Here is a 19,155-nt window from a genome sequence, read left to right on the forward strand (position 1 = left end):
AAAAGTCCGCCGCAGTTCGTCAGCCCGCCGGCTGCGGCGTTCCAACCGGCATCGCGCTTTCCCACTCGGCGCGCGCTTGGCGGATCATCGCCTTCAGGGCCTCGGCCTGGCGCCGCCATGCGGCCGCCGCGGCGGCGCTCCATCCCGCACCTGACGCGGTGCCGAGTTCTTCGACCGTCATGTCGATGAAGGCGTCATATTCGGCGATCGGCAATGGCCCATAGGCGCGGTGGGTGAAGACGAGTTCGGCGACGAGCGGCCAGACCCAGCCCTCGCCTTTCGCCAGCCCGAGCATCATCTGCAATGTCTCGTCGGTCATCCGCCGCGACGAGGCATCGACGATCATGAAGCTCGCGCGGCGGTCGGGAAAGACGGCGAAGAAGCGATCGAACAGCGCGTGGCGGACATCCACCCCCGCGTCGGCGACGGCGACGAGGCTCGCCTCCATCGCCGCGACGTCATGAGCCGCCCCCGACATTCTCTATCGGTCATCCCGGCGAAGGCCGGGATGACGGACAGGAGGATGCGGCGGTTCACTTGAACAGGCTGCCCAAAATGCCGCGCATCAGCTGGCCGCCGAACTTGCCGGCGACCTGCCGGCCGAGGCTCGTCGCCGCGGATCGCGCAGCGGACTGCATCATCTTTTCGGCCATCGAGGGCTTCGCCGCCTCGCGCGCGGCGGCCTTTTCGAGCCGGATGCGCTCGCGCTCCTCGGCCGCCTTGCGCTTCGCCTCTTCCTTCGCGGCGATCGCAGCCTGCTTGTCGGCTTCGACCTGGGCTTTCGCCTCGATCGCGGCGGCCTGCGCCTGCTCGGCCTTGGCGGCGAGCAGTTCTTCGGCGCTTTCGCGATCTACGGCCGTGTCATATTTGCCCTCGACCGGCGAGATCGACTGGATGATCGCGCGCTCCTTGGCCTCCAGAGGACCGGCGCGCGAGCAGGGCGGCTTGATCAGCGTGCGCTCGACCGGCGACGGCGCGCCGTCGGCCATCAGCAGCGAGACGAGCGCCTCGCCGACCTTCAGCTCGGTGATCTCGCGCGCGACGTCGACCTTGGGGTTGGGGCGGAAGGTTTCGGCGGCGGCCTTCACCGCCTTCTGGTCGCGCGGCGTGAAGGCGCGGAGTGCGTGCTGGACACGATTGCCGAGCTGGCCCGCGACCTCTTCGGGCACGTCGATCGGATTTTGCGTCACGAAATAGACGCCGACGCCCTTCGAGCGGATCAGCCGCACGACCTGCTCGATCTTTTCGGTCAGCGCGGGCGGCGCGTCGTCGAACAGCAGATGCGCCTCGTCGAAGAAGAAGACGAGCTTCGGCTTGTCGGGGTCGCCGACCTCGGGAAGCGTCTCGAACATCTCCGACAAGAGCCAGAGCAGGAAGGTCGCATAGAGTTTCGGGCTCGCCATCAGCTTGTCGGCGGCGAGGATGTTGACATAGCCGCGGCCGTTTTCGTCCGAGCGGATCATGTCCTGAATGTCGAGCGCGGGCTCGCCGAAGAAATGGTCGCCGCCCTGACTTTCGAGCGTGAGCAATTGCCGCTGGATCGTGCCGACGGTCGCCTTCGACACATTGCCATATTTGGTCGTGAGTTCGTCGGCGTTCTCGGCGCACCAGACGAGCATCGCCTGCAAATCGCCCAGATCGAGCAACAGCAGATTCTGTTCGTCGGCGACCCGGAACGCGATCGCGAGCACGCCTTCCTGCACTTCGTTGAGGCCCATCAGCCGCGCGAGCAGCAGCGGGCCCATTTCGGAGATGGTGGTGCGGATCGGGTGCCCCTGTTCGCCGAACAGGTCCCAGAAGATCACCGGATTGTCGCGATAGGCCCATGTCGTGTCGCCAATTTCGGCGGCGCGCTTCGAAAAAGGCTCATGCACCTTGGCGGTCGAACTGCCCGCCATCGCCATGCCGGCGAGGTCGCCCTTTACGTCGGCGACGAACACCGGGACGCCCACCGCCGAAAAGCCCTCGGCGAGGCCCTGCAGGGTCACCGTCTTGCCGGTGCCAGTCGCACCGGCGATCAGCCCGTGACGGTTCGCGCGTTTGAGCACCAGCGACTGGCGCGGTCCGTCGGCCGCCCCGCCGCCGCCAAGACCGATATAGATTTCGCTCGCCGTGCTGCCGTCGCTCACCCGCTGTCCTCCGTTCGAAAGCCTTTCCCAAGGTCTAGAGCGGGGGGCCGGGACAGGCAATCGGCAATGGGGCGCTGGTGGCCGTATCGACCGGTTGCGGCATTGAGAAGCCCTCCCTTCAGGGAGGTTGTGAGGTCATCGCGCGTCGATAGACCCCACCCCACTACCCGACCAGGCAGCAAGCTGCCGTTCGCGTTGCCCCTCCCCGAAGGGAGGGGCTAAATTGCCGCAACGTCCGCCTCCACCCCACAGTCGCCAAAGAAAAGCCCCGCCGGATCGCTCCGGCGGGGCTCATTTCTGTCGGGCCAAAGCCGCGAGGAAGCTTATTCCTCGCCCTCACCTTCGGGGCGTTCCTCGACCATCACGTCGTCCGACGTGAAGTCCTCGCCCTGCACCTTGCCGAGCGGATCGTCGCCCATCGCGGCTTCGGGGCCCTGCGCCAGTTCGGCTTCATGCTCTTCAGCGGCGGTCGCCGGCGCGATCAGATGCTCCTGGTTCGCGGCGCGCATCGCGGCGCGCAGCGCGGCATCCTTCGACGAGGCGGTCACGCGGACGCGGTTCATGGCAGCGCCGGTACCCGCCGGGATGAGGCGGCCGACGATGACATTCTCCTTGAGGCCCTGCAGCGAGTCGATCTTGCCCTGCACCGAAGCCTCGGTGAGAACGCGGGTCGTCTCCTGGAAGGAAGCGGCCGAAACGAAGCTGCGGGTCTGCAGCGACGCCTTGGTGATGCCGAGCAGGACCGGACGGCCCTCTGCCGGCACGCCGTTCTTCGGCAGCTTGGCGTTATATTCCATCATCTCCAGATAATCGAGCTGTTCGCCCGGCAGCAGCGTGGTGTCGCCGCCCGAGGTGATCTCGACCTTTTGCAGCATCTGGCGAACGATCACCTCGATGTGCTTGTCGTTGATCTTCACGCCCTGCAGTCGATAGACTTCCTGGATTTCCGCGACGAGATATTCCGCCAGCGCCTCGACGCCCATGACGTCGAGGATGTCGTGAGGGTTCGGCGAGCCCGAAATCAGCGCGTCGCCGCGCTTGACCTGGTCGCCTTCCTGCACTTCGAGGACTTTCGACTTGGGGATCAGATACTCGATCGGATCGCCTTCTTCCGGAACGATCGCGATCTTGCGCTTCGCCTTGTAATCCTTGACGAATTCAATGCGGCCGCTGATCTTCGCGATAACGCTGTTGTCCTTCGGAATGCGCGCTTCGAACAGCTCGGCAACACGCGGCAGACCGCCGGTGATGTCGCGCGTCTTCGACGCTTCGCGGCTGACGCGCGCCAGAACGTCGCCCGCCTGTACTTCCTGACCGTCCTCGACCGACAGCATCGTCCCGACCGCGAGCAGGTAGCGCGCGGCTTCACCCGACTCGTCGTCCAGCAGGGTGAGGCGCGGCTGAAGATCTTCCTTCTTGGCGCGGCCCGCCGAGCGATATTCAATCACGACGCGCTGGGCGATGCCCGTCGCTTCGTCGACCTGTTCGACCAGCGTCTTGCCGTCGGCCAGATCCTGATACTTCACGACGCCCTGCTTTTCGGTGATCAGCGGCATGGTGAACGGATCCCATTCGGCAATCCGGTCGCCCTTCTTCACCTTCTCGCCGTCCTTGTGCATGATCTGCGCACCATAGGGCAGCTTGTGCGTCGCGCGCTCGCGGCCTTCGCTGTCGATGATCGCGATTTCGCCCGAACGCGACAGCGCCAGACGGCGGCCGCGCTGGTCGACGATCGTCGCCATGTCGCGATATTCGATCGTGCCGTCCGAAATCGCTTCGGCGTTCGACTGCTCGTTCACCTGCGCCGCGCCACCGATGTGGAAGGTACGCATCGTCAGCTGCGTGCCGGGTTCGCCGATCGACTGCGCGGCGATGACGCCGACAGCTTCACCGATGTTCACCGGCGTACCGCGGGCGAGGTCGCGGCCATAGCATTTGCCGCAAACGCCGAGCGTCGCTTCGCAAACCAAAGGCGAACGGATCTTGACCGACTGGACTTCGGCGTCTTCAATGCGCTGCGTCGTCGCTTCGTCGAGCAGCGTGCCGACCGGCGCGATGATGTTGCCGTCCTTGTCGGCGACATCCTCGAGCGTCGTACGGCCGAGGATGCGCTCGCCGAGCGAAGCGATCGTCGAACCGCCCTGGATGATCGCGCGCATTTCCATGCCGCGTTCGGTGCCGCAATCTTCCTCGATCACGACGCAGTCCTGCGATACGTCGACCAGACGGCGGGTCAAATAACCCGAGTTCGCCGTCTTGAGCGCCGTATCGGCCAGACCCTTACGCGCACCGTGGGTCGAGTTGAAATACTCGAGAACGGTGAGACCTTCCTTGAAGTTCGAGATGATCGGCGTTTCGATGATCTCGCCCGACGGCTTGGCCATCAGGCCGCGCATGCCGGCAAGCTGCTTCATCTGGGCCTGCGAACCACGGGCACCCGAGTGCGCCATCATATAGATGGAGTTGATCGGGGCCAGACGGCCGTCGTCGAGCTTCGGCGTCGCACGGATTTCGTCCATCATCGCGTTCGCGACCTTGTCGCCGCACTGCGACCACGCATCAATGGCCTTATTGTACTTTTCCTGCTGCGTGATCAGGCCGTCCTGATACTGCTGCTCGAAATCCTTCACGAGCGCGCGGGTTTCGTCGACCATCCCTTCCTTCGACGCCGGGATGATCATGTCGTCCTTGCCGAAGGAGATGCCGGCCTTGAACGCGTTGCGGAAGCCCAGCGCCATGATGGCGTCCGCGAACAGAACCGTCTCTTTCTGGCCGGTGTGGCGATAGACCTGATCGATCACGTCGCCGATTTCCTTCTTGGTCAGAAGGCGGTTGACGACGTCGAAGGGCACGGTGTGCGACTTCGGCAGGCATTCGCCAATCAGCATGCGGCCCGGCGTGGTCTCGAACCGCTTGAGATACTCGTTGCCCTGCTCGTCGGTCTGCGGAACGCGGCTCACCACCTTGGTGTGCAGCGTCACCGCGCCGGTGAACAGCGCCTGATGCACTTCGGCCATGTCGGCGAGCAACATACCCTCGCCCGGTTCGCCTTCGCGTTCGAGCGACAGGTAATAGAGACCGAGGACCATGTCCTGCGACGGAACGATAATCGGCTTGCCGTTCGCGGGGCTGAGGATGTTGTTGGTCGACATCATCAGCACGCGCGCTTCGAGCTGCGCTTCCAGCGAGAGCGGCACGTGGACCGCCATCTGGTCGCCGTCGAAGTCGGCGTTGAACGCGGCGCAGACCAGCGGGTGAAGCTGGATCGCCTTGCCTTCGATCAGCACGGGCTCGAACGCCTGAATGCCGAGGCGGTGGAGCGTCGGGGCGCGGTTCAGCAGCACCGGATGCTCGCGAATGACTTCGTCGAGGATGTCCCAGACTTCCTTGCGTTCCTTTTCGACCCACTTCTTCGCCTGCTTCAGGGTCATCGACAGACCCTTGGCGTCGAGGCGCGCGTAGATGAACGGCTTGAACAGTTCGAGCGCCATCTTCTTCGGCAGGCCGCACTGGTGCAGCTTGAGTTCGGGACCGGTCACGATGACCGAACGACCCGAATAGTCGACGCGCTTGCCGAGCAGGTTCTGACGGAAGCGGCCCTGCTTGCCCTTGAGCATGTCGGAGAGCGACTTGAGGGGCCGCTTGTTCGCGCCGGTGATCGTGCGGCCGCGGCGACCGTTGTCGAACAGCGCGTCGACCGCTTCCTGCAGCATGCGCTTTTCGTTGCGGACGATGATGTCCGGCGCGCGCAGCTCCATCAGGCGCTTCAAACGATTGTTGCGGTTGATCACGCGGCGGTAAAGATCGTTAAGGTCGCTTGTCGCGAAGCGGCCGCCGTCGAGCGGCACCAGCGGGCGCAGTTCGGGCGGGATGACCGGCACGACTTCGAGGATCATCCACTCGGGACGGTTGCCCGATTCGATGAAGCTCTCGACCACCTTGAGGCGCTTGATGATCTTCTTGGGCTTGAGCTCCGACTTGGTGGTCGCGAGCTCTTCCATCAGGTCAACGCGTTCCTGTTCGAGATCGAGATTTTCGAGGAGCACGCGGATCGCCTCGGCGCCGATACCGGCCGAGAAGGCGTCCTCGCCATATTCGTCCTGCGCGTCGAGCAGTTCGTCTTCGGTCAGAAGCTGGAACTTTTCGAGCGGGGTCAGGCCGGGCTCGAGCACGATATAGGCTTCGAAATAGAGGACGCGCTCGAGCTGCTTCAGCTGCATGTCGAGCAGCAGGCCGATGCGCGACGGCAGCGACTTCAGGAACCAGATGTGCGCGACGGGCGCGGCGAGCTCGATATGGCCCATGCGCTCGCGGCGGACCTTGGTCACCGTGACTTCGACACCGCACTTCTCGCAGACGATGCCCTTGTATTTCATGCGCTTATACTTACCGCACAGGCATTCATAATCCTTGATCGGGCCAAAGATGCGCGCGCAGAACAGGCCGTCACGCTCGGGCTTGAACGTGCGGTAGTTGATCGTTTCGGGCTTCTTGATCTCGCCGAACGACCACGAGCGGATACGCTCGGGGCTCGCGATGCCGATCTTGATCATGTCGAAGGTTTCGGGCTTCGCGACCGGGTTCATGAAGTTGGTAAGCTGGTTCATTCTTTTCGTCCCTCGATCCAGTTCCCCTCCCGCTTGCGGGAGGGGTTAGGGGTGGGCAATCTGGTCTCTCAGAAGTGGGCTTGTCCCGCGCCCACCCCCGGCCCCTCCCGCAAGCGGGAGGGGAGATCTATTATTCGGCGGCTTCCGGTAGCGCTTCCGGACCTTCGTCATCGTCTTCGTCCGCATAGGACGAAAGCTCGACGTTGAGGCCCAGCGAGCGCATTTCCTTGACGAGCACGTTGAAGCTTTCGGGAATGCCGGCCTCGAAGGTGTCGTCGCCCTTGACGATCGCTTCGTAAACCTTGGTGCGGCCGATCACGTCGTCGGACTTCACCGTCAGCATTTCCTGCAGCGTGTATGCCGCGCCATAAGCTTGCAGAGCCCACACTTCCATTTCACCGAAGCGCTGGCCACCGAACTGCGCCTTACCGCCCAGCGGCTGCTGGGTGACGAGGCTGTAGGGACCGATCGAACGCGCGTGGATCTTGTCGTCGACGAGGTGGTGGAGCTTCAGCATATAGATGTAGCCCACGGTCACCTTGCGGTCGAACTTGTCGCCGGTGCGGCCGTCGTAAAGATCCGACTGCCCCGATTCGTGCAGCCCCGCGAGGGTCAGCATGTTCGACACATCGGCTTCCTTCGCGCCGTCGAACACCGGGGTCGCGAACGGCACGCCAACGCGGAGGTTGTCGGCCAGTTCGACGATGCTTTCGGCATCGCGCGACTTGATGTCCTCGACATATTCGCCGCCATAGACGTTTTCGAGCGCATCGCGCACGGCCGCGGGCATCTGCCCGCCGACCGCGTCGGGATTGGCGTCGCGCCATTCGTCGAGCGCCTGCGTGACCTGCCGGCCCAGACCGCGCGAAGCCCAGCCGAGGTGGGTTTCGAGGATCTGCCCGACGTTCATGCGCGAGGGCACGCCCAGCGGGTTGAGCACGATGTCGACATGCGTCCCGTCCTCGAGGAACGGCATGTCCTCGTTCGGGAGGATGCGGCTGATGACGCCCTTGTTGCCGTGACGGCCGGCCATCTTGTCACCCGGCTGCAGCTTGCGCTTGATGGCGACAAAGACCTTGACCATCTTGAGCACGCCCGGGGCGAGTTCGTCGCCGCGCTGCAGCTTCTCGACGCGATCTTCATACTTCGCGTTGATCCGCTTGATCGCGTCGTCATACTGCGCCTTGATGGCTTCCAATGCGGTCTGGGCATTGTCCTCGACCACCGCGAGCTTCCACCAGTCGGCGCGGTCGAGCTCGACCAGCATCTCTTCGGTGACGACATCGCCCTTCTTCAGCCCCTTCGGCACCGCGCTGGTCGTCTGACCGATCAGCAGGTCCTTGAGGCTCGAGAAGGTCGCGCGGTTGAGGATCGCGCGCTCGTCGTCGGCGTCCTGCTTCAGCCGTTCGATTTCCTCGCGTTCGATCGCGATCGCACGTTCGTCCTTGTCGATGCCGTGACGGTTGAAGACGCGGACTTCGACGACGGTGCCCGACACGCCCGGCGGCAGGCGAAGCGACGTGTCGCGCACGTCGCTGGCCTTTTCGCCGAAGATCGCGCGGAGCAGCTTTTCTTCCGGCGTCATCGGCGATTCACCCTTGGGGGTGATCTTGCCGGCCAGAATGTCGCCCGGGCCGACTTCGGCGCCGATGTAGACGATGCCCGCTTCGTCGAGGTTGCGAAGCGCTTCCTCGCCGACGTTCGGGATGTCGCGCGTGATATCTTCGGGGCCAAGGCGCGTGTCGCGTGCGGTGACTTCGAATTCCTCGATATGGATCGAGGTGAAGACGTCGTCCTTCACGATGCGTTCGCTGATGAGGATCGAGTCCTCATAGTTGTAGCCGTTCCACGGCATGAACGCGACGAGCACATTCTTGCCGAGCGCCAGTTCGCCGAGCTCGGTCGACGGACCGTCGGCGATGATGTCGCCCGAGCGGACGACGTCGCCAACCTTCACCAGCGGACGCTGGTTGATGCAGGTCGACTGGTTCGAACGCTGGAACTTCTGCAGGCGATAGATGTCGACGCCCGACTTGCCGGGTTCGACCATGTCGGTCGCGCGGATAACGATACGCGTCGCATCGACCTGGTCGATCACGCCGCCGCGGCGTGCGGCAATGGCGGCACCCGAGTCGCGTGCCACGGTGCCTTCCATGCCCGTGCCGACGACCGGAGCCTCCGCGCGGAGCAGCGGCACCGCCTGACGCTGCATGTTCGATCCCATGAGCGCGCGGTTGGCGTCGTCGTTCTCGAGGAACGGAATGAGCGACGCTGCAACCGAAACGAGCTGCTTCGGCGACACGTCCATCAGCGTGATCTGGTCGCGCGGGGCCATCAGGAATTCGCCCGCTTCGCGTGCCGAGATCAGTTCGTCGATGAAGCTGCCGTCGGGGTTGAGGTCGGCGTTCGCCTGCGCGACGGTGTGCTTCGACTCTTCCATCGCCGAGAGATAGACGACTTCGTTGGTGACCTTGCCGTCGACGATGCGGCGGTACGGCGTCTCGATGAAGCCATATTTGTTGACGCGCGCAAAGGTCGCGAGGCTGTTGATCAGACCGATGTTCGGGCCTTCGGGCGTTTCGATCGGGCAGATGCGGCCATAGTGGGTCGGGTGAACGTCGCGGACTTCGAAGCCCGCGCGTTCACGCGTCAGACCGCCCGGCCCGAGCGCCGACACGCGGCGCTTGTGGGTGACTTCGGACAGCGGGTTGGTCTGGTCCATGAACTGCGAGAGTTGCGACGAGCCGAAGAATTCGCGCACCGCGGCGACAGCGGGCTTCGCGTTGATCAGGTCGTTCGGCATCACGGTCGACACGTCGACCGAGCTCATGCGCTCCTTGACCGCGCGTTCCATGCGGAGCAGGCCGACGCGATACTGGTTTTCGAGCAGCTCGCCGACCGAACGCACGCGGCGGTTGCCGAGATTGTCGATGTCGTCGATCTCGCCCTTGCCGTCCTTCAGGTTCACCAGCTCCTTGACCACGGCGAGGATATCTTCGCTGCGCAGCGTGGTGACCGTGTCCTCGGCGTCGAGGCCAAGGCGCATGTTGAGCTTGACGCGGCCGACGGCCGACAGGTCGTAGCGCTCGGCGTCGAAGAACAGGCCGCCGAAGAGGGCTTCGGCGGTTTCGCGCGTCGGCGGCTCGCCGGGGCGCATCACGCGATAAATGTCGCTCAATGCCTGGTCGCGGTCCTCGGCCTTGTCGGCCTTGAGCGTGTTGCGGATCCAGGGGCCCGTGTTGTTGTGGTCGATGTCGAGCAGGACGAGCTTGTCGATGCCCGCGGCGTCGAGCTTCTCGAGGTTGTCGGCCGACACTTCGTCGCCGGCTTCGATGTAGATCTCGCCGGTCGCTTCGTTGATCAGGTCATAAGCGCTGTAGCGGCCGAAGATTTCCTCGGTCGGGATAAGCAGCGTGTCGAGACCGTCCTTCGCGGCCTTGTTGGCAAGGCGCGGGCTGATCTTGTGGCCGGCGGCGAAGACGACTTCGCCGGTCTTGGCGTCGACCACGTCGAAGGCGGGCTTGGAGCCGCGCCAGTTTTCGACGACGAACGGCACCTTCCAGCCGTTTTCGGCGCGCTCGAAGACGAGGCGGTCATAGAAATGGTTGAGGATTTCCTCACCCGTCATGCCCAGCGCATAGAGCAGGCTGGTGACCGGCAGCTTGCGCTTGCGGTCGATACGAACGTTGACGATATCCTTGGCGTCGAATTCGAAGTCGAGCCACGAACCACGGTAGGGGATGACGCGCGCGGCGAACAGGAATTTGCCCGACGAGTGGGTCTTGCCGCGGTCATGGTCGAAGAGCACACCCGGCGAACGGTGCATCTGCGACACGATGACGCGCTCGGTGCCGTTGACGAAGAAGGTGCCGTTCTCGGTCATGAGCGGCATGTCGCCCATGTAGACGTCCTGCTCCTTGATATCGAGGACCGAACGGGTGTCGGTTTCGCTGTCGACCTCGAAGACGATCAGGCGCAGCGTGACCTTCATCGGCGCCGCATAGGTGATGCCGCGCTGACGGCATTCCTCGACGTCGTACTTGGGCTCTTCGAGTTCGTAATGGACGAAGTCGAGCTCGGCGGTGCCGGCGAAATCGCGGATCGGGAAAACGCTGCGCAGCGTCTTTTCGAGACCCGAAACATAACCGATCGAAGGATCCGAGCGCAGGAACTGCTCATAGGATTCGCGCTGCACCTCGATGAGGTTGGGCATCTCCACCGCTTCGTGGATGTTGCCGAACAGCTTGCGGATTCGCTTGCTTGCGGTTGCTTCGAGGGCCTTGCCCACCGACTTCGCCTTGGTCGCCATAAGTGATTGTCTCGCCTTAAGAAAATAGCTCGCGAGCGCAGGAGAGACGCAAAAAGGCCGCGACGAACCGTTGCCGGCTTACCGCAGCTTTCCAACGCATCTCGAAATCCCCGCCGCCCTATCCGTACAGCCTGTTGCGCAAAGTCAGGCCCTATCTCGGACGACGGGATATGGGCGCAATATAGGATTGGGGCCACGCGGTGTCAACGGCGGCGGGGCGGTCGCCAAAGTGCAGCAATTTCGCAACACTGCTGACACGAACGTCAGCGCCGCGCATTTCCGCGATTGATCGCGCGCGCGCGCGCAGCCAAAGAGCCTTGGTTTTCCGCTCTCCCATCGTCAACTCTGTTTCAGGAAGCTCGCCCATGCGCCACTTTCCTTCCGCTACCGCTATAAGCCTTGCCCTCGCCGCCGCGACCTGGGCCGTCCCCGCCGCCGCGCAGGATGCGCCTGTCGATCCCGTGACCGAAGACAGCGGCCTTGGCGACATCGTCGTCACCGCGCAGCGCCGCGAAGAAAGCCTGCAGGACGTGCCCGTCGCCGTCTCGGTGCTGTCGGGCGACACGCTCGGCGCGATCACCTCGACCGGCGCCGACGTCCGCGTGCTCGCGGGCCGCGTCCCCAGCCTCAACATCGAAAGCTCGTTCGGGCGCACCTTCCCGCGCTTCTATATCCGCGGGCTCGGCAACACCGACTTCGACCTCAACGCGTCGCAGCCGGTCAGCCTCGTCTATGACGATGTCGTGCTCGAAAACCCGATCCTCAAAGGCTTCCCGATCTTCGACCTCGACCGCGTCGAAGTGCTGCGCGGGCCGCAGGGCACGCTGTTCGGCCGCAACACGCCGGCGGGTATCGTCAAGTTCGACACGGTCAAGCCCGGCAAGACCGGCGGCCATGCCCGCGTCAGCTATGGCCGTTACGGCACGAGCCAGGTCGAGGTCGCGGCGGGTGCCGCCGACGACAGCGGCTTCTCGGTCCGCCTTTCGGGCCTCTATCAGCATCGCGACGACTGGGTCGACAATATCGCGACGACGAAGAAGGACGATCTCGGCGGCTATGACGATATCGCCGCGCGCCTCCAGCTCCAATATGAAAACGGCCCCTTCACCGGCCGCGTCACCGGCCAGGTCCGCGTCTATGACGGCTCGGCGATCATCTTCCGCGCCAACACGCAGGTTCCGGGCAGCAACAAGCTCGTCGGGCTCGGCGGCGCAGGCACCGAGTTCGAGCGCGACAAGGTGTGGCAGGACGGGATCAACTTCCAGAAGCTCAACACCTATAATGCCGCGTTGAACCTCGAATATGATTTCGGGCCGGTGACCGCCTATTCGATCACCTCCTACTGGAACGGCAATTTCCGCAGCCGCGGCGACATCGACGGCGGCTTCGGCGCGGTGTTCCTGCCCGAATCGGGGCCGGGGCTGATTCCGTTCCAGGCGCAGAGCCAGGATAATGTCCCGAGCCTCGACCAGTTCACGCAGGAAATCCGCATCGCGTCGAACAACAGCGGCGGGCTCGGCTATCAGTTCGGCGCCTTCTATTTCGACGAAAAGCTCGACATTTCGAGCTTCGAATTCGGCGGCCCGACCGACGCGACCCCGTCGGCGATCGCGATCCAGCGTCAGGACAGCGAAGCTTACGGCATTTTCGGCTCGGTCAATTATGAATTCGACAATGGCTTCAAGCTGCAGGCCGGCGCGCGTTACAACAACGACACGCGCGATTTCGTCGCGTCGCGTCCGGTCGAGACGCGCCCCGACTTCGTCGTCAACCCGAACACGCCGGTCCCGCCGCAGGCCGCCCGCGTCAAGGGCAAGCTGCTGACGTGGGACGCAAGCGCGAGCTATGAAGCGTCGGACGCACTGACGCTCTACGCCCGTGTCGCACGCGGCTATCGCGCGCCGTCGGTGCAGGGTCGCCTGACCTTTGCGCGGACGATCTCGACCGCCGATCAGGAAGAAACGATGTCGTATGAAGCGGGGATCAAGACCGCGTTCCTGAACGACCGGGTCCGCTTCAACCTGACCGGCTATTATTTCGACACCAAGGATCTGCAGCTGACCGCGGTCGGCGGTACCGCGAACGTCGCGAGCCTGCTCAACGTCGACGCCAAGGGCCACGGGATCGAGGCCGAGCTGCAGGCGGCGCCCGCGCGCGGGCTGACCTTCTCGGTCGGCGGCGCGTGGAACGTCGCCGAAATCGACGATGCCAACGCCTTCGTCGCGGGTTGCGGCTCGGCGACGCCGTGCACCATACTCGATCCGCAGCGCCCCGGCAGCCCCGGCATCTTCTCGATCGACGGCAACCAGCTGCCGCAGTCGCCGAAATGGACGCTCAATGCGACCGCGGGTTATGAAATCCCCGTCGGCGACGGCGCCATCTATGCCTTCACCGACTGGTATTATCGTTCGAAGGTGCAGTTCTTCCTCTATCGCTCGGTCGAATTTTCGGACGACAAGATGATCGAGGGCGGGCTGCGCGTCGGATACAAGACCGATCGCTTCGACATTGCGGGCTTCGTACGCAACATCACCAATGATGAATCGCCGACCGGCGGCATCGATTTCAACAATCTGACCAGCTACGTCAACGAACCCCGCATCTGGGGCGTCGAGGCGGGCGTGAAGTTCTGATGATGGTCCGGCCCGCGCGGTTCCAGCACCGCGCGGGCCGGGCTTCGCATCGCGATCTTTCCATGTTATCATCGACATGCAACCCAGTTGATGTGGGAGTCGATGATGATCCGTTGGACCGCCAGCCTGACCGCGCTTGCCCTGTTTTCTACCGCTGCGGCGGCGCAGGGCATAGACCTCAACTCGGCCGCCACGATCGGCTCCAATAGCTTCGGCGAATATGTCCGGGCCTTTCCTGCAGGCGCCGATGACAGCCCCAAGGCCGTCCTCGCGCGGCTCAATCAGCTTTGCGCCAGCGATCGGTATTCCGATCAGCAACGCTGCGAAAAGGCGTGGCGGCTGATCAATCGGGCCCATGCCGATCTGCAGGCCCGCCGCGCGGCCGAAGCCGCCGCGGCAAGCCATAGCGTCACAAATTAGGAAGAACGGAAGCTAGGCGACCGGACCGACGCGCTCGTCGGGTTCGAGCCGGATGAGTGGGCGCGGGCGGCCGGTCATCCGGGCGAACAGGCGCGGCACCAGCGCATGGGTTTGCGCCCAATTCCAATATTGGACATAGGCGGGATCGGCGAGAAGATGCTTCTCCTCGGTCTTGGCGCGCCAGTAATAGATGCCGCTGACCAGCCCGAGCAGCGCGACATTGCGCGCGCCCTCGATCCAGCCGCCCGCGGTGACGAGGAACGGCAGCGAACCGATCCACCAGGTCATATTCTTGGAAATATAGGCGGGATGGCGGGTGAAGGCATAGGGCCCGTGGGTGATGATGCCGCGATGCGTCAGGTTCGAAAAGCGGATGCCGAACGCCATCGTCGCCCAGCTGTAGACCGCGGTGAGCAACACCAGCAGGGTCCCCCAGACGATCAGCAGCCCCTCGTGCCCCGCGAGCCAATAGCCCCAGTCGGAACCATGAACCTGATAATCGAGCGGACCGCCGCTCATCAGGATGAAGGGGGGGTAGCAGACGAGCGCCGCGACCCACGCCATGCCATAGGGATTGGCGGTGCGGATATGCGCGTCGAGCGGCTTCAGCGTCAATATATAGCCGACCGTCGCGATATGGACGTCCACCAGATAGAGGAGATTGATCGCCCACAGCCCGGTCAGATAGGGATTGGCGGTTACCTCGCGCATCGGCACGGTGACGAGTGCCGAAAAATTGCCCGGCACGATCGACAGCATGAAGGCGGTGAAGAAGCCTTTCACCGCCCAGGCGCGCAGATGATGCCCGATCGCCTTGCCGTCGACGGGTTGGCCGGGCGCGATCAGCCAGCGCCCGAATTGCCAGCAGCCGTCGCGCGGCTCGACCAAGCGGCGGTCGAGCCACAACATATAGGGGACCGAGACGAGCAACAGCCACGGCGCGACGGTCTCGAGCAGGTTCATCGAAAAGGCGTAATTGCCTTCCCAATAATAGCGCATCGTCGCATAGATCAGCGCGATCAGACCCCAAGTCGCCCAAAGACCCGCGAGCTTGGTCAGGCTGATATCAAGCGTTTCGCGCCACGGTCGGCGCTGCGCCCAGTCGACCCCGGTCGACGGATTGCGATGCACCTTGTCGACGAAGACCGACCACAGCACCATCGGCAGACCGCAGGCGAGCACACTCGCGATCGCCGAATTCGGCCCGCTCATCGGCCCGCGCGATCCCCACTCGATGCCAAGGAAAGCCGCGATTTCCGGCGTGAAGCGCGCGATGAGCAAATAGCTTACCAATCCCGCGAGGCCGACGATGCCGACCCCCGTGCTGACCGCCGAACGCGGACGTGCGCCCGTCGGCGCGGATACGTCGCGCGGCGATTCGTCCGAAGCGGAGAAAGCGGATTCGGCCATGATATTCACCCGCTTAGTCCTAGCCAAAAAGGGTAAGCAAGCCGTCAATATAAAAGACCGATTCGCCTGCGGAATCCCGCCAAATTGGTAGCATTCGCGCAAGTTGACACCGTTCACCGCGCAAGGGTTTCGATTCAACCCGACTCGGGGCGCAAAGATTCGCCTGGGTCCGATCGGCCTGATAAGGCGCGCATCAATCGGGGCGGAGGGCTCCACAAAACAAACAAGATGGGGTCGCCACTTGTCGTCGAAAACAACGGGCCTGCGCGATTTGCGCCAGCGCGTCTCCGCGCTGTTTCAGGACCATGAAATCTTCGTTCGCACGCACGGCCATGTCCGATTCCTGCGTGTCAGCGCCGTCTGGCAAAAACGCGTCGCGCTGATCGCCGGCGTCGTGCTGCTCGCCTGGGCCGGCGCTACGCTTGCCGTGCTGATCAACCAGTTGCTCACCGCCGACGAACGCGCGGCCGTGGCGCATCAGCAAGCCGCCGCCGCCGCATCGGAAGCGCGCATCGCCAAATATCGTGATCGCGTCGCCGAAACCGCCGCCGATCTCGAGGAGCGCCAGGCGCTGCTCGAAAGCGTCGCCGAAACCCATTTCGGGATCGATCCGGCGGCGATGCCCGCCGAAGCGGCGGCGCAGCAGCCCGCCGTTCCGGCCGAGCCCGTCAAGACCAGCGCGATCGATCCGAACCTGCCTCCCGAAGCGCAGATCCTCGCGCGGCTCGCCACGCGGCAGGAAGCCTTCGCGGGCCGCCTGCTCGCGGCGGTCAAGGACCGTGCGGCGAAGGCCGAAACCGCGGTCGCAGCGCTCGGCCTCAACCCCGACAGGCTCGTACGCAACGCCGCGGCCGGCCGCGGTGGTCCCTTCATCCCCTATCGCGACCGCATGGGCAAAGCCAAGACGCTGGGCGCCAGCTTCGCGGCGCTCGACAGCGCGCTGTTCCGCATGGAGGTGCTCGAACGCACGCTCGTCGCGGTGCCGTCGGGCAATCCCGCCAATGTGATGATGATGTCCTCGGGCTTCGGCTATCGCAGCGACCCCTTCACCGGCGCGGGCGCGATGCACGCGGGTCTCGACTTCCGCGGCCCGATCGGCACCCCTATCCTCGCCGCCGCACCGGGCCGCGTCAGCTTCGTCGGCCGGAAGTCGGGCTATGGCAATGTCGTCGAGGTCGATCATGGTCAGGGCATCCTGACGCGCTATGCGCACTTGTCGGGGTTCACCACCAAGGTCGGCACGCAGGTCACCGCCGGCCAGCAAATCGCCAAGATGGGCTCGACCGGCCGATCGACCGGCAGCCACCTGCATTTCGAAGTCCGCCTGAACGGCGAAGCGGTCAATCCACGCAGATTCCTGGAGGCAAAAGCCGATGTTCTCGAAGTCAAAGCCGATGCCCGACAGCGAGTCGGTTCCGTCGCTGCCGCCCGCAGTGCCCGCTAAGATGGCGACCGGCGCGCGTCATACGACCTTTTCGATCCTCGGATCGGACGTTGTCGTCACCGGCAATGTCGCCGCCAGCGTCGACCTGCACGTCGACGGCAAAATCGAGGGCGACCTTAAATGCGCCAATCTCGTCCAGGGCGAGGCGAGCGAGATCAAGGGCGCCGTGACCGCCGAGACCGCGAAGATCGCGGGGCTGCTCGACGGGTCGATCGAAGCCAAGACGCTGATCGTCCACGCGACCGCGCGGATTACCGGCGACGTGGTCTATGAGACCATCACGATCGAGAACGGCGGCAAGGTCGACGGCAAGCTGTCGCATCGCCGCCATGGGGCCGCGGCCGCCAAAGCGCCGCCGCCGCTGGAAGTCGTCGAGAACAAGTCGGCCGCGCTCTGACCGGAGCCGCGCATCGGCGCGGCCCCAATCATTTCACGTCATTTCGATACGGCGATCTCGCGCCCGGACGCGCGGCCCGCGTCATTCTGGTGGCGCTGGACGGCGACCCTGTTCCGGCCGCCGCGCTTGGCGTCGTAAAGCGCTTCGTCGGCGAGCCGGTAGAGCTGCTTGAAATCGCACGCCGGCCGCACCTCGGCGACGCCCACGCTCGCAGTCACCAGCCGCTCACCCACCGCCTCGCTATGATCGCACGCGGCGATCCCGCGCCGGATGCTTTCGGCGAAGCGGCTCAGGATGATGCCCTCCATCCCGATCGTCAGCAATCCGAACTCTTCGCCGCCCAGCCGCGCGACGGTACACATCGGACCTTCCCACCGTTCGATCCGGCGGCCGATACCGCACAGCACCGCGTCGCCCGCCTCATGACCGAAAATATCGTTGATCGACTTGAACCGGTCGATGTCGACGAGGAGCAGCGCCGCCGGCAAATTGTCGGCGCGCGCGCGGTCGAGCAGCGGCGTCACGCTGTCGATGAAGCCCCGGCGGTTCGGCAGGCCGGTCAGCGGGTCGCGGCGCGCCAGTTGCTGCGCCTGCGCCTCGGCATCGCGTGCATGGTCGCGCTCGATCCGCAGATGGGCGAGGCGGCGCGTCGCCGCCGCCGCGAGCCACAGCGCCTGCCATGTCGCGGCGACGAGCATGACGAGCTTCGACCCGCCGCCCCAGAAGCCGTCCTCGATATCGACGATGTGAATGAAGGCCAGCACCGCCATGGGCAGCCCCCAGGCGCCAAGGAAGTCGCGCGCCTCGATCGACCCGCGCCGCCACGCCCAGCCGAGATAGAGGACGACCATCACCAGGTCGGCGATGACGAGGAGCCCGAGCAGATCGGCCAGCGCCGCGAGGCTGCCGCCGCGGATGAGCGCCAGCGGTATGCCCGCGAGGCCGACGCCGACGCCGAGAAGCAGCGTGGCGGTCCGGAGTCCCTTGGGCACGGTACCGCGTTCGACGGCGGTTACCGCGCTGGCGGTCGCGACAGCGATCGCGAGGCAAGCGAGGAAGGTCCCGGCCTGCGCGGTGATCGTGCCCGCCGTCGCCGGCACGAGCCCCAGATGCGCCTGCGACCAGAGCGCACCCCAGAGCAGCATTGTAGCCGCCCACGCCGCCTGCCACGCGAGATATTGGCGGCGCACCGCGACCGCGAGCGAGAGGCTGTAGATGCCGCTGACGAGCAGCAGGGTCAGCGCGGCGCCGACCGCCGCCGCCATGCCCGCCGACTGCATTCCCGCCTCGTCCTTCGTAAGAATCCGCGCCCGCACGAACTGGTGTCCCGAAAGCCCGTCGAAGCGCATCGTCACGGCGGTGAGCGGGACGCCGCGCCCGGGTGCCTCGAACAATATCTGTCCGCCGGCGCGCCAGTGCGTCCCGAAATCGCCGCTGCGCACCCGCTGCCAGCGCGTCGCGCCGTCGGCATAGGAGAAGCCGGCCGCGAGCCGGTCGAACCGTGAATTATGGACCATCAGCGCCAGATCGCGGCGTGGTACGGTGCCGTCGAGCGGAGTGCGGAGCCACAGGCTCCCCCGCTGATAGCCCGCCGGCGCGCCGCGGCACGAAAAGCGAAGCCCGGACAGGGCATCGTCGTCCAGCGTGGTGCCGCTCACCGCGTGGCAGAAGTCGCGTTCGACATCGAGCGCGCGCGCATGCGCGGGGGCAGCGATCAGGGCGAGAAGCAGCGCGGACAGGCCGAGCCACAGCCGGCCGCGCCATGTTTCCACCAGATCGCCCGTCGCAGTCATCGCCGCCATATGA

At 64.8% G+C, this 19,155-nt stretch carries 10 protein-coding genes; 4 read left to right on the forward strand and 6 right to left on the reverse strand.

From position 1 onward, the window contains the following. Nucleotides 1-19 precede the first annotated feature (19 nt). The 4 genes from OVY29_RS12935 to rpoB all read right to left on the reverse strand — a co-directional run bounded on the left by OVY29_RS12935 (nt 20) and on the right by rpoB (nt 11,045). Nucleotides 20-478: a hypothetical protein gene (locus OVY29_RS12935; protein ID WP_152567668.1), complete on the reverse strand. Its 459-nt coding sequence runs from the start codon at nt 476-478 to the stop codon at nt 20-22. A 55-nt stretch (nt 479-533) separates the two neighbouring features. Further along, a complete protein-coding gene (locus OVY29_RS12940) occupies nt 534-2,129 on the reverse strand; it encodes a helicase HerA-like domain-containing protein (RefSeq protein ID WP_037556912.1) in 1,596 nt (531 codons plus the stop codon). A 323-nt stretch (nt 2,130-2,452) separates the two neighbouring features. Further along, complete coding sequence (gene rpoC, locus OVY29_RS12945) at nt 2,453-6,736, reverse strand: DNA-directed RNA polymerase subunit beta' (RefSeq protein ID WP_313911551.1); 4,284 nt, start codon at nt 6,734-6,736, stop codon at nt 2,453-2,455. A 130-nt stretch (nt 6,737-6,866) separates the two neighbouring features. Further along, nucleotides 6,867-11,045: a DNA-directed RNA polymerase subunit beta gene (gene rpoB / locus OVY29_RS12950; RefSeq protein WP_037556875.1), complete on the reverse strand. Its 4,179-nt coding sequence runs from the start codon at nt 11,043-11,045 to the stop codon at nt 6,867-6,869. A gap of 365 nt (nt 11,046-11,410) precedes the next feature. Between rpoB and OVY29_RS12955 the strand changes: the two genes are divergently transcribed. Next, complete coding sequence (locus OVY29_RS12955) at nt 11,411-13,678, forward strand: TonB-dependent receptor (RefSeq protein ID WP_037556874.1); 2,268 nt, start codon at nt 11,411-11,413, stop codon at nt 13,676-13,678. Nucleotides 13,679-13,768: 90 nt separating this feature from the next. Further along, nucleotides 13,769-14,098, forward strand: a complete 330-nt coding sequence (locus tag OVY29_RS12960; protein ID WP_037556873.1) for a hypothetical protein — start codon at nt 13,769-13,771, stop codon at nt 14,096-14,098. A gap of 12 nt (nt 14,099-14,110) precedes the next feature. Here the strand turns inward: OVY29_RS12960 and OVY29_RS12965 are convergent, their stop codons facing one another. Then, entirely contained in the window at nt 14,111-15,517 is a 1,407-nt protein-coding gene (locus OVY29_RS12965) for a methyltransferase family protein (protein ID WP_409581464.1), read from the reverse strand. Nucleotides 15,518-15,749: 232 nt separating this feature from the next. Here OVY29_RS12965 and OVY29_RS12970 point away from each other — a divergent pair, with 232 nt between their 5' ends. Further along, complete coding sequence (locus OVY29_RS12970) at nt 15,750-16,952, forward strand: M23 family metallopeptidase (protein WP_052182404.1); 1,203 nt, start codon at nt 15,750-15,752, stop codon at nt 16,950-16,952. A gap of 1 nt (nt 16,953) precedes the next feature. Continuing rightward, nucleotides 16,954-17,349: a polymer-forming cytoskeletal protein gene (locus OVY29_RS12975; protein ID WP_037556872.1), complete on the forward strand. Its 396-nt coding sequence runs from the start codon at nt 16,954-16,956 to the stop codon at nt 17,347-17,349. A 38-nt stretch (nt 17,350-17,387) separates the two neighbouring features. Here the strand turns inward: OVY29_RS12975 and OVY29_RS12980 are convergent, their stop codons facing one another. Beyond that, nucleotides 17,388-19,151 (reverse strand): GGDEF domain-containing protein, encoded by a 1,764-nt coding sequence (locus tag OVY29_RS12980; RefSeq protein WP_235211577.1) that lies wholly within the window; start codon nt 19,149-19,151, stop codon nt 17,388-17,390. Nucleotides 19,152-19,155 lie beyond the last annotated feature (4 nt).

This window comes from Sphingopyxis sp. SE2 (genome assembly GCF_032227185.1).
In the GTDB taxonomy this organism is placed as follows: domain Bacteria; phylum Pseudomonadota; class Alphaproteobacteria; order Sphingomonadales; family Sphingomonadaceae; genus Sphingopyxis.

Bases quoted from the DNA above. Each gene is read 5' to 3' on its own strand.
- OVY29_RS12935 (WP_152567668.1), bottom strand. From the start codon at position 478: ATGTCGGGGGCGGCTCATGACGTCGCGGCGATGGAGGCGAGCCTCGTC.
- rpoC (WP_313911551.1), bottom strand. From the start codon at position 6,736: ATGAACCAGCTTACCAACTTCATGAACCCGGTCGCGAAGCCCGAAACC.
- rpoB (WP_037556875.1), bottom strand. From the start codon at position 11,045: ATGGCGACCAAGGCGAAGTCGGTGGGCAAGGCCCTCGAAGCAACCGCA.
- OVY29_RS12955 (WP_037556874.1), top strand. From the start codon at position 11,411: ATGCGCCACTTTCCTTCCGCTACCGCTATAAGCCTTGCCCTCGCCGCC.
- OVY29_RS12960 (WP_037556873.1), top strand. From the start codon at position 13,769: ATGTGGGAGTCGATGATGATCCGTTGGACCGCCAGCCTGACCGCGCTT.
- OVY29_RS12975 (WP_037556872.1), top strand. From the start codon at position 16,954: ATGGCGACCGGCGCGCGTCATACGACCTTTTCGATCCTCGGATCGGAC.
- OVY29_RS12980 (WP_235211577.1), bottom strand. From the start codon at position 19,151: ATGGCGGCGATGACTGCGACGGGCGATCTGGTGGAAACATGGCGCGGC.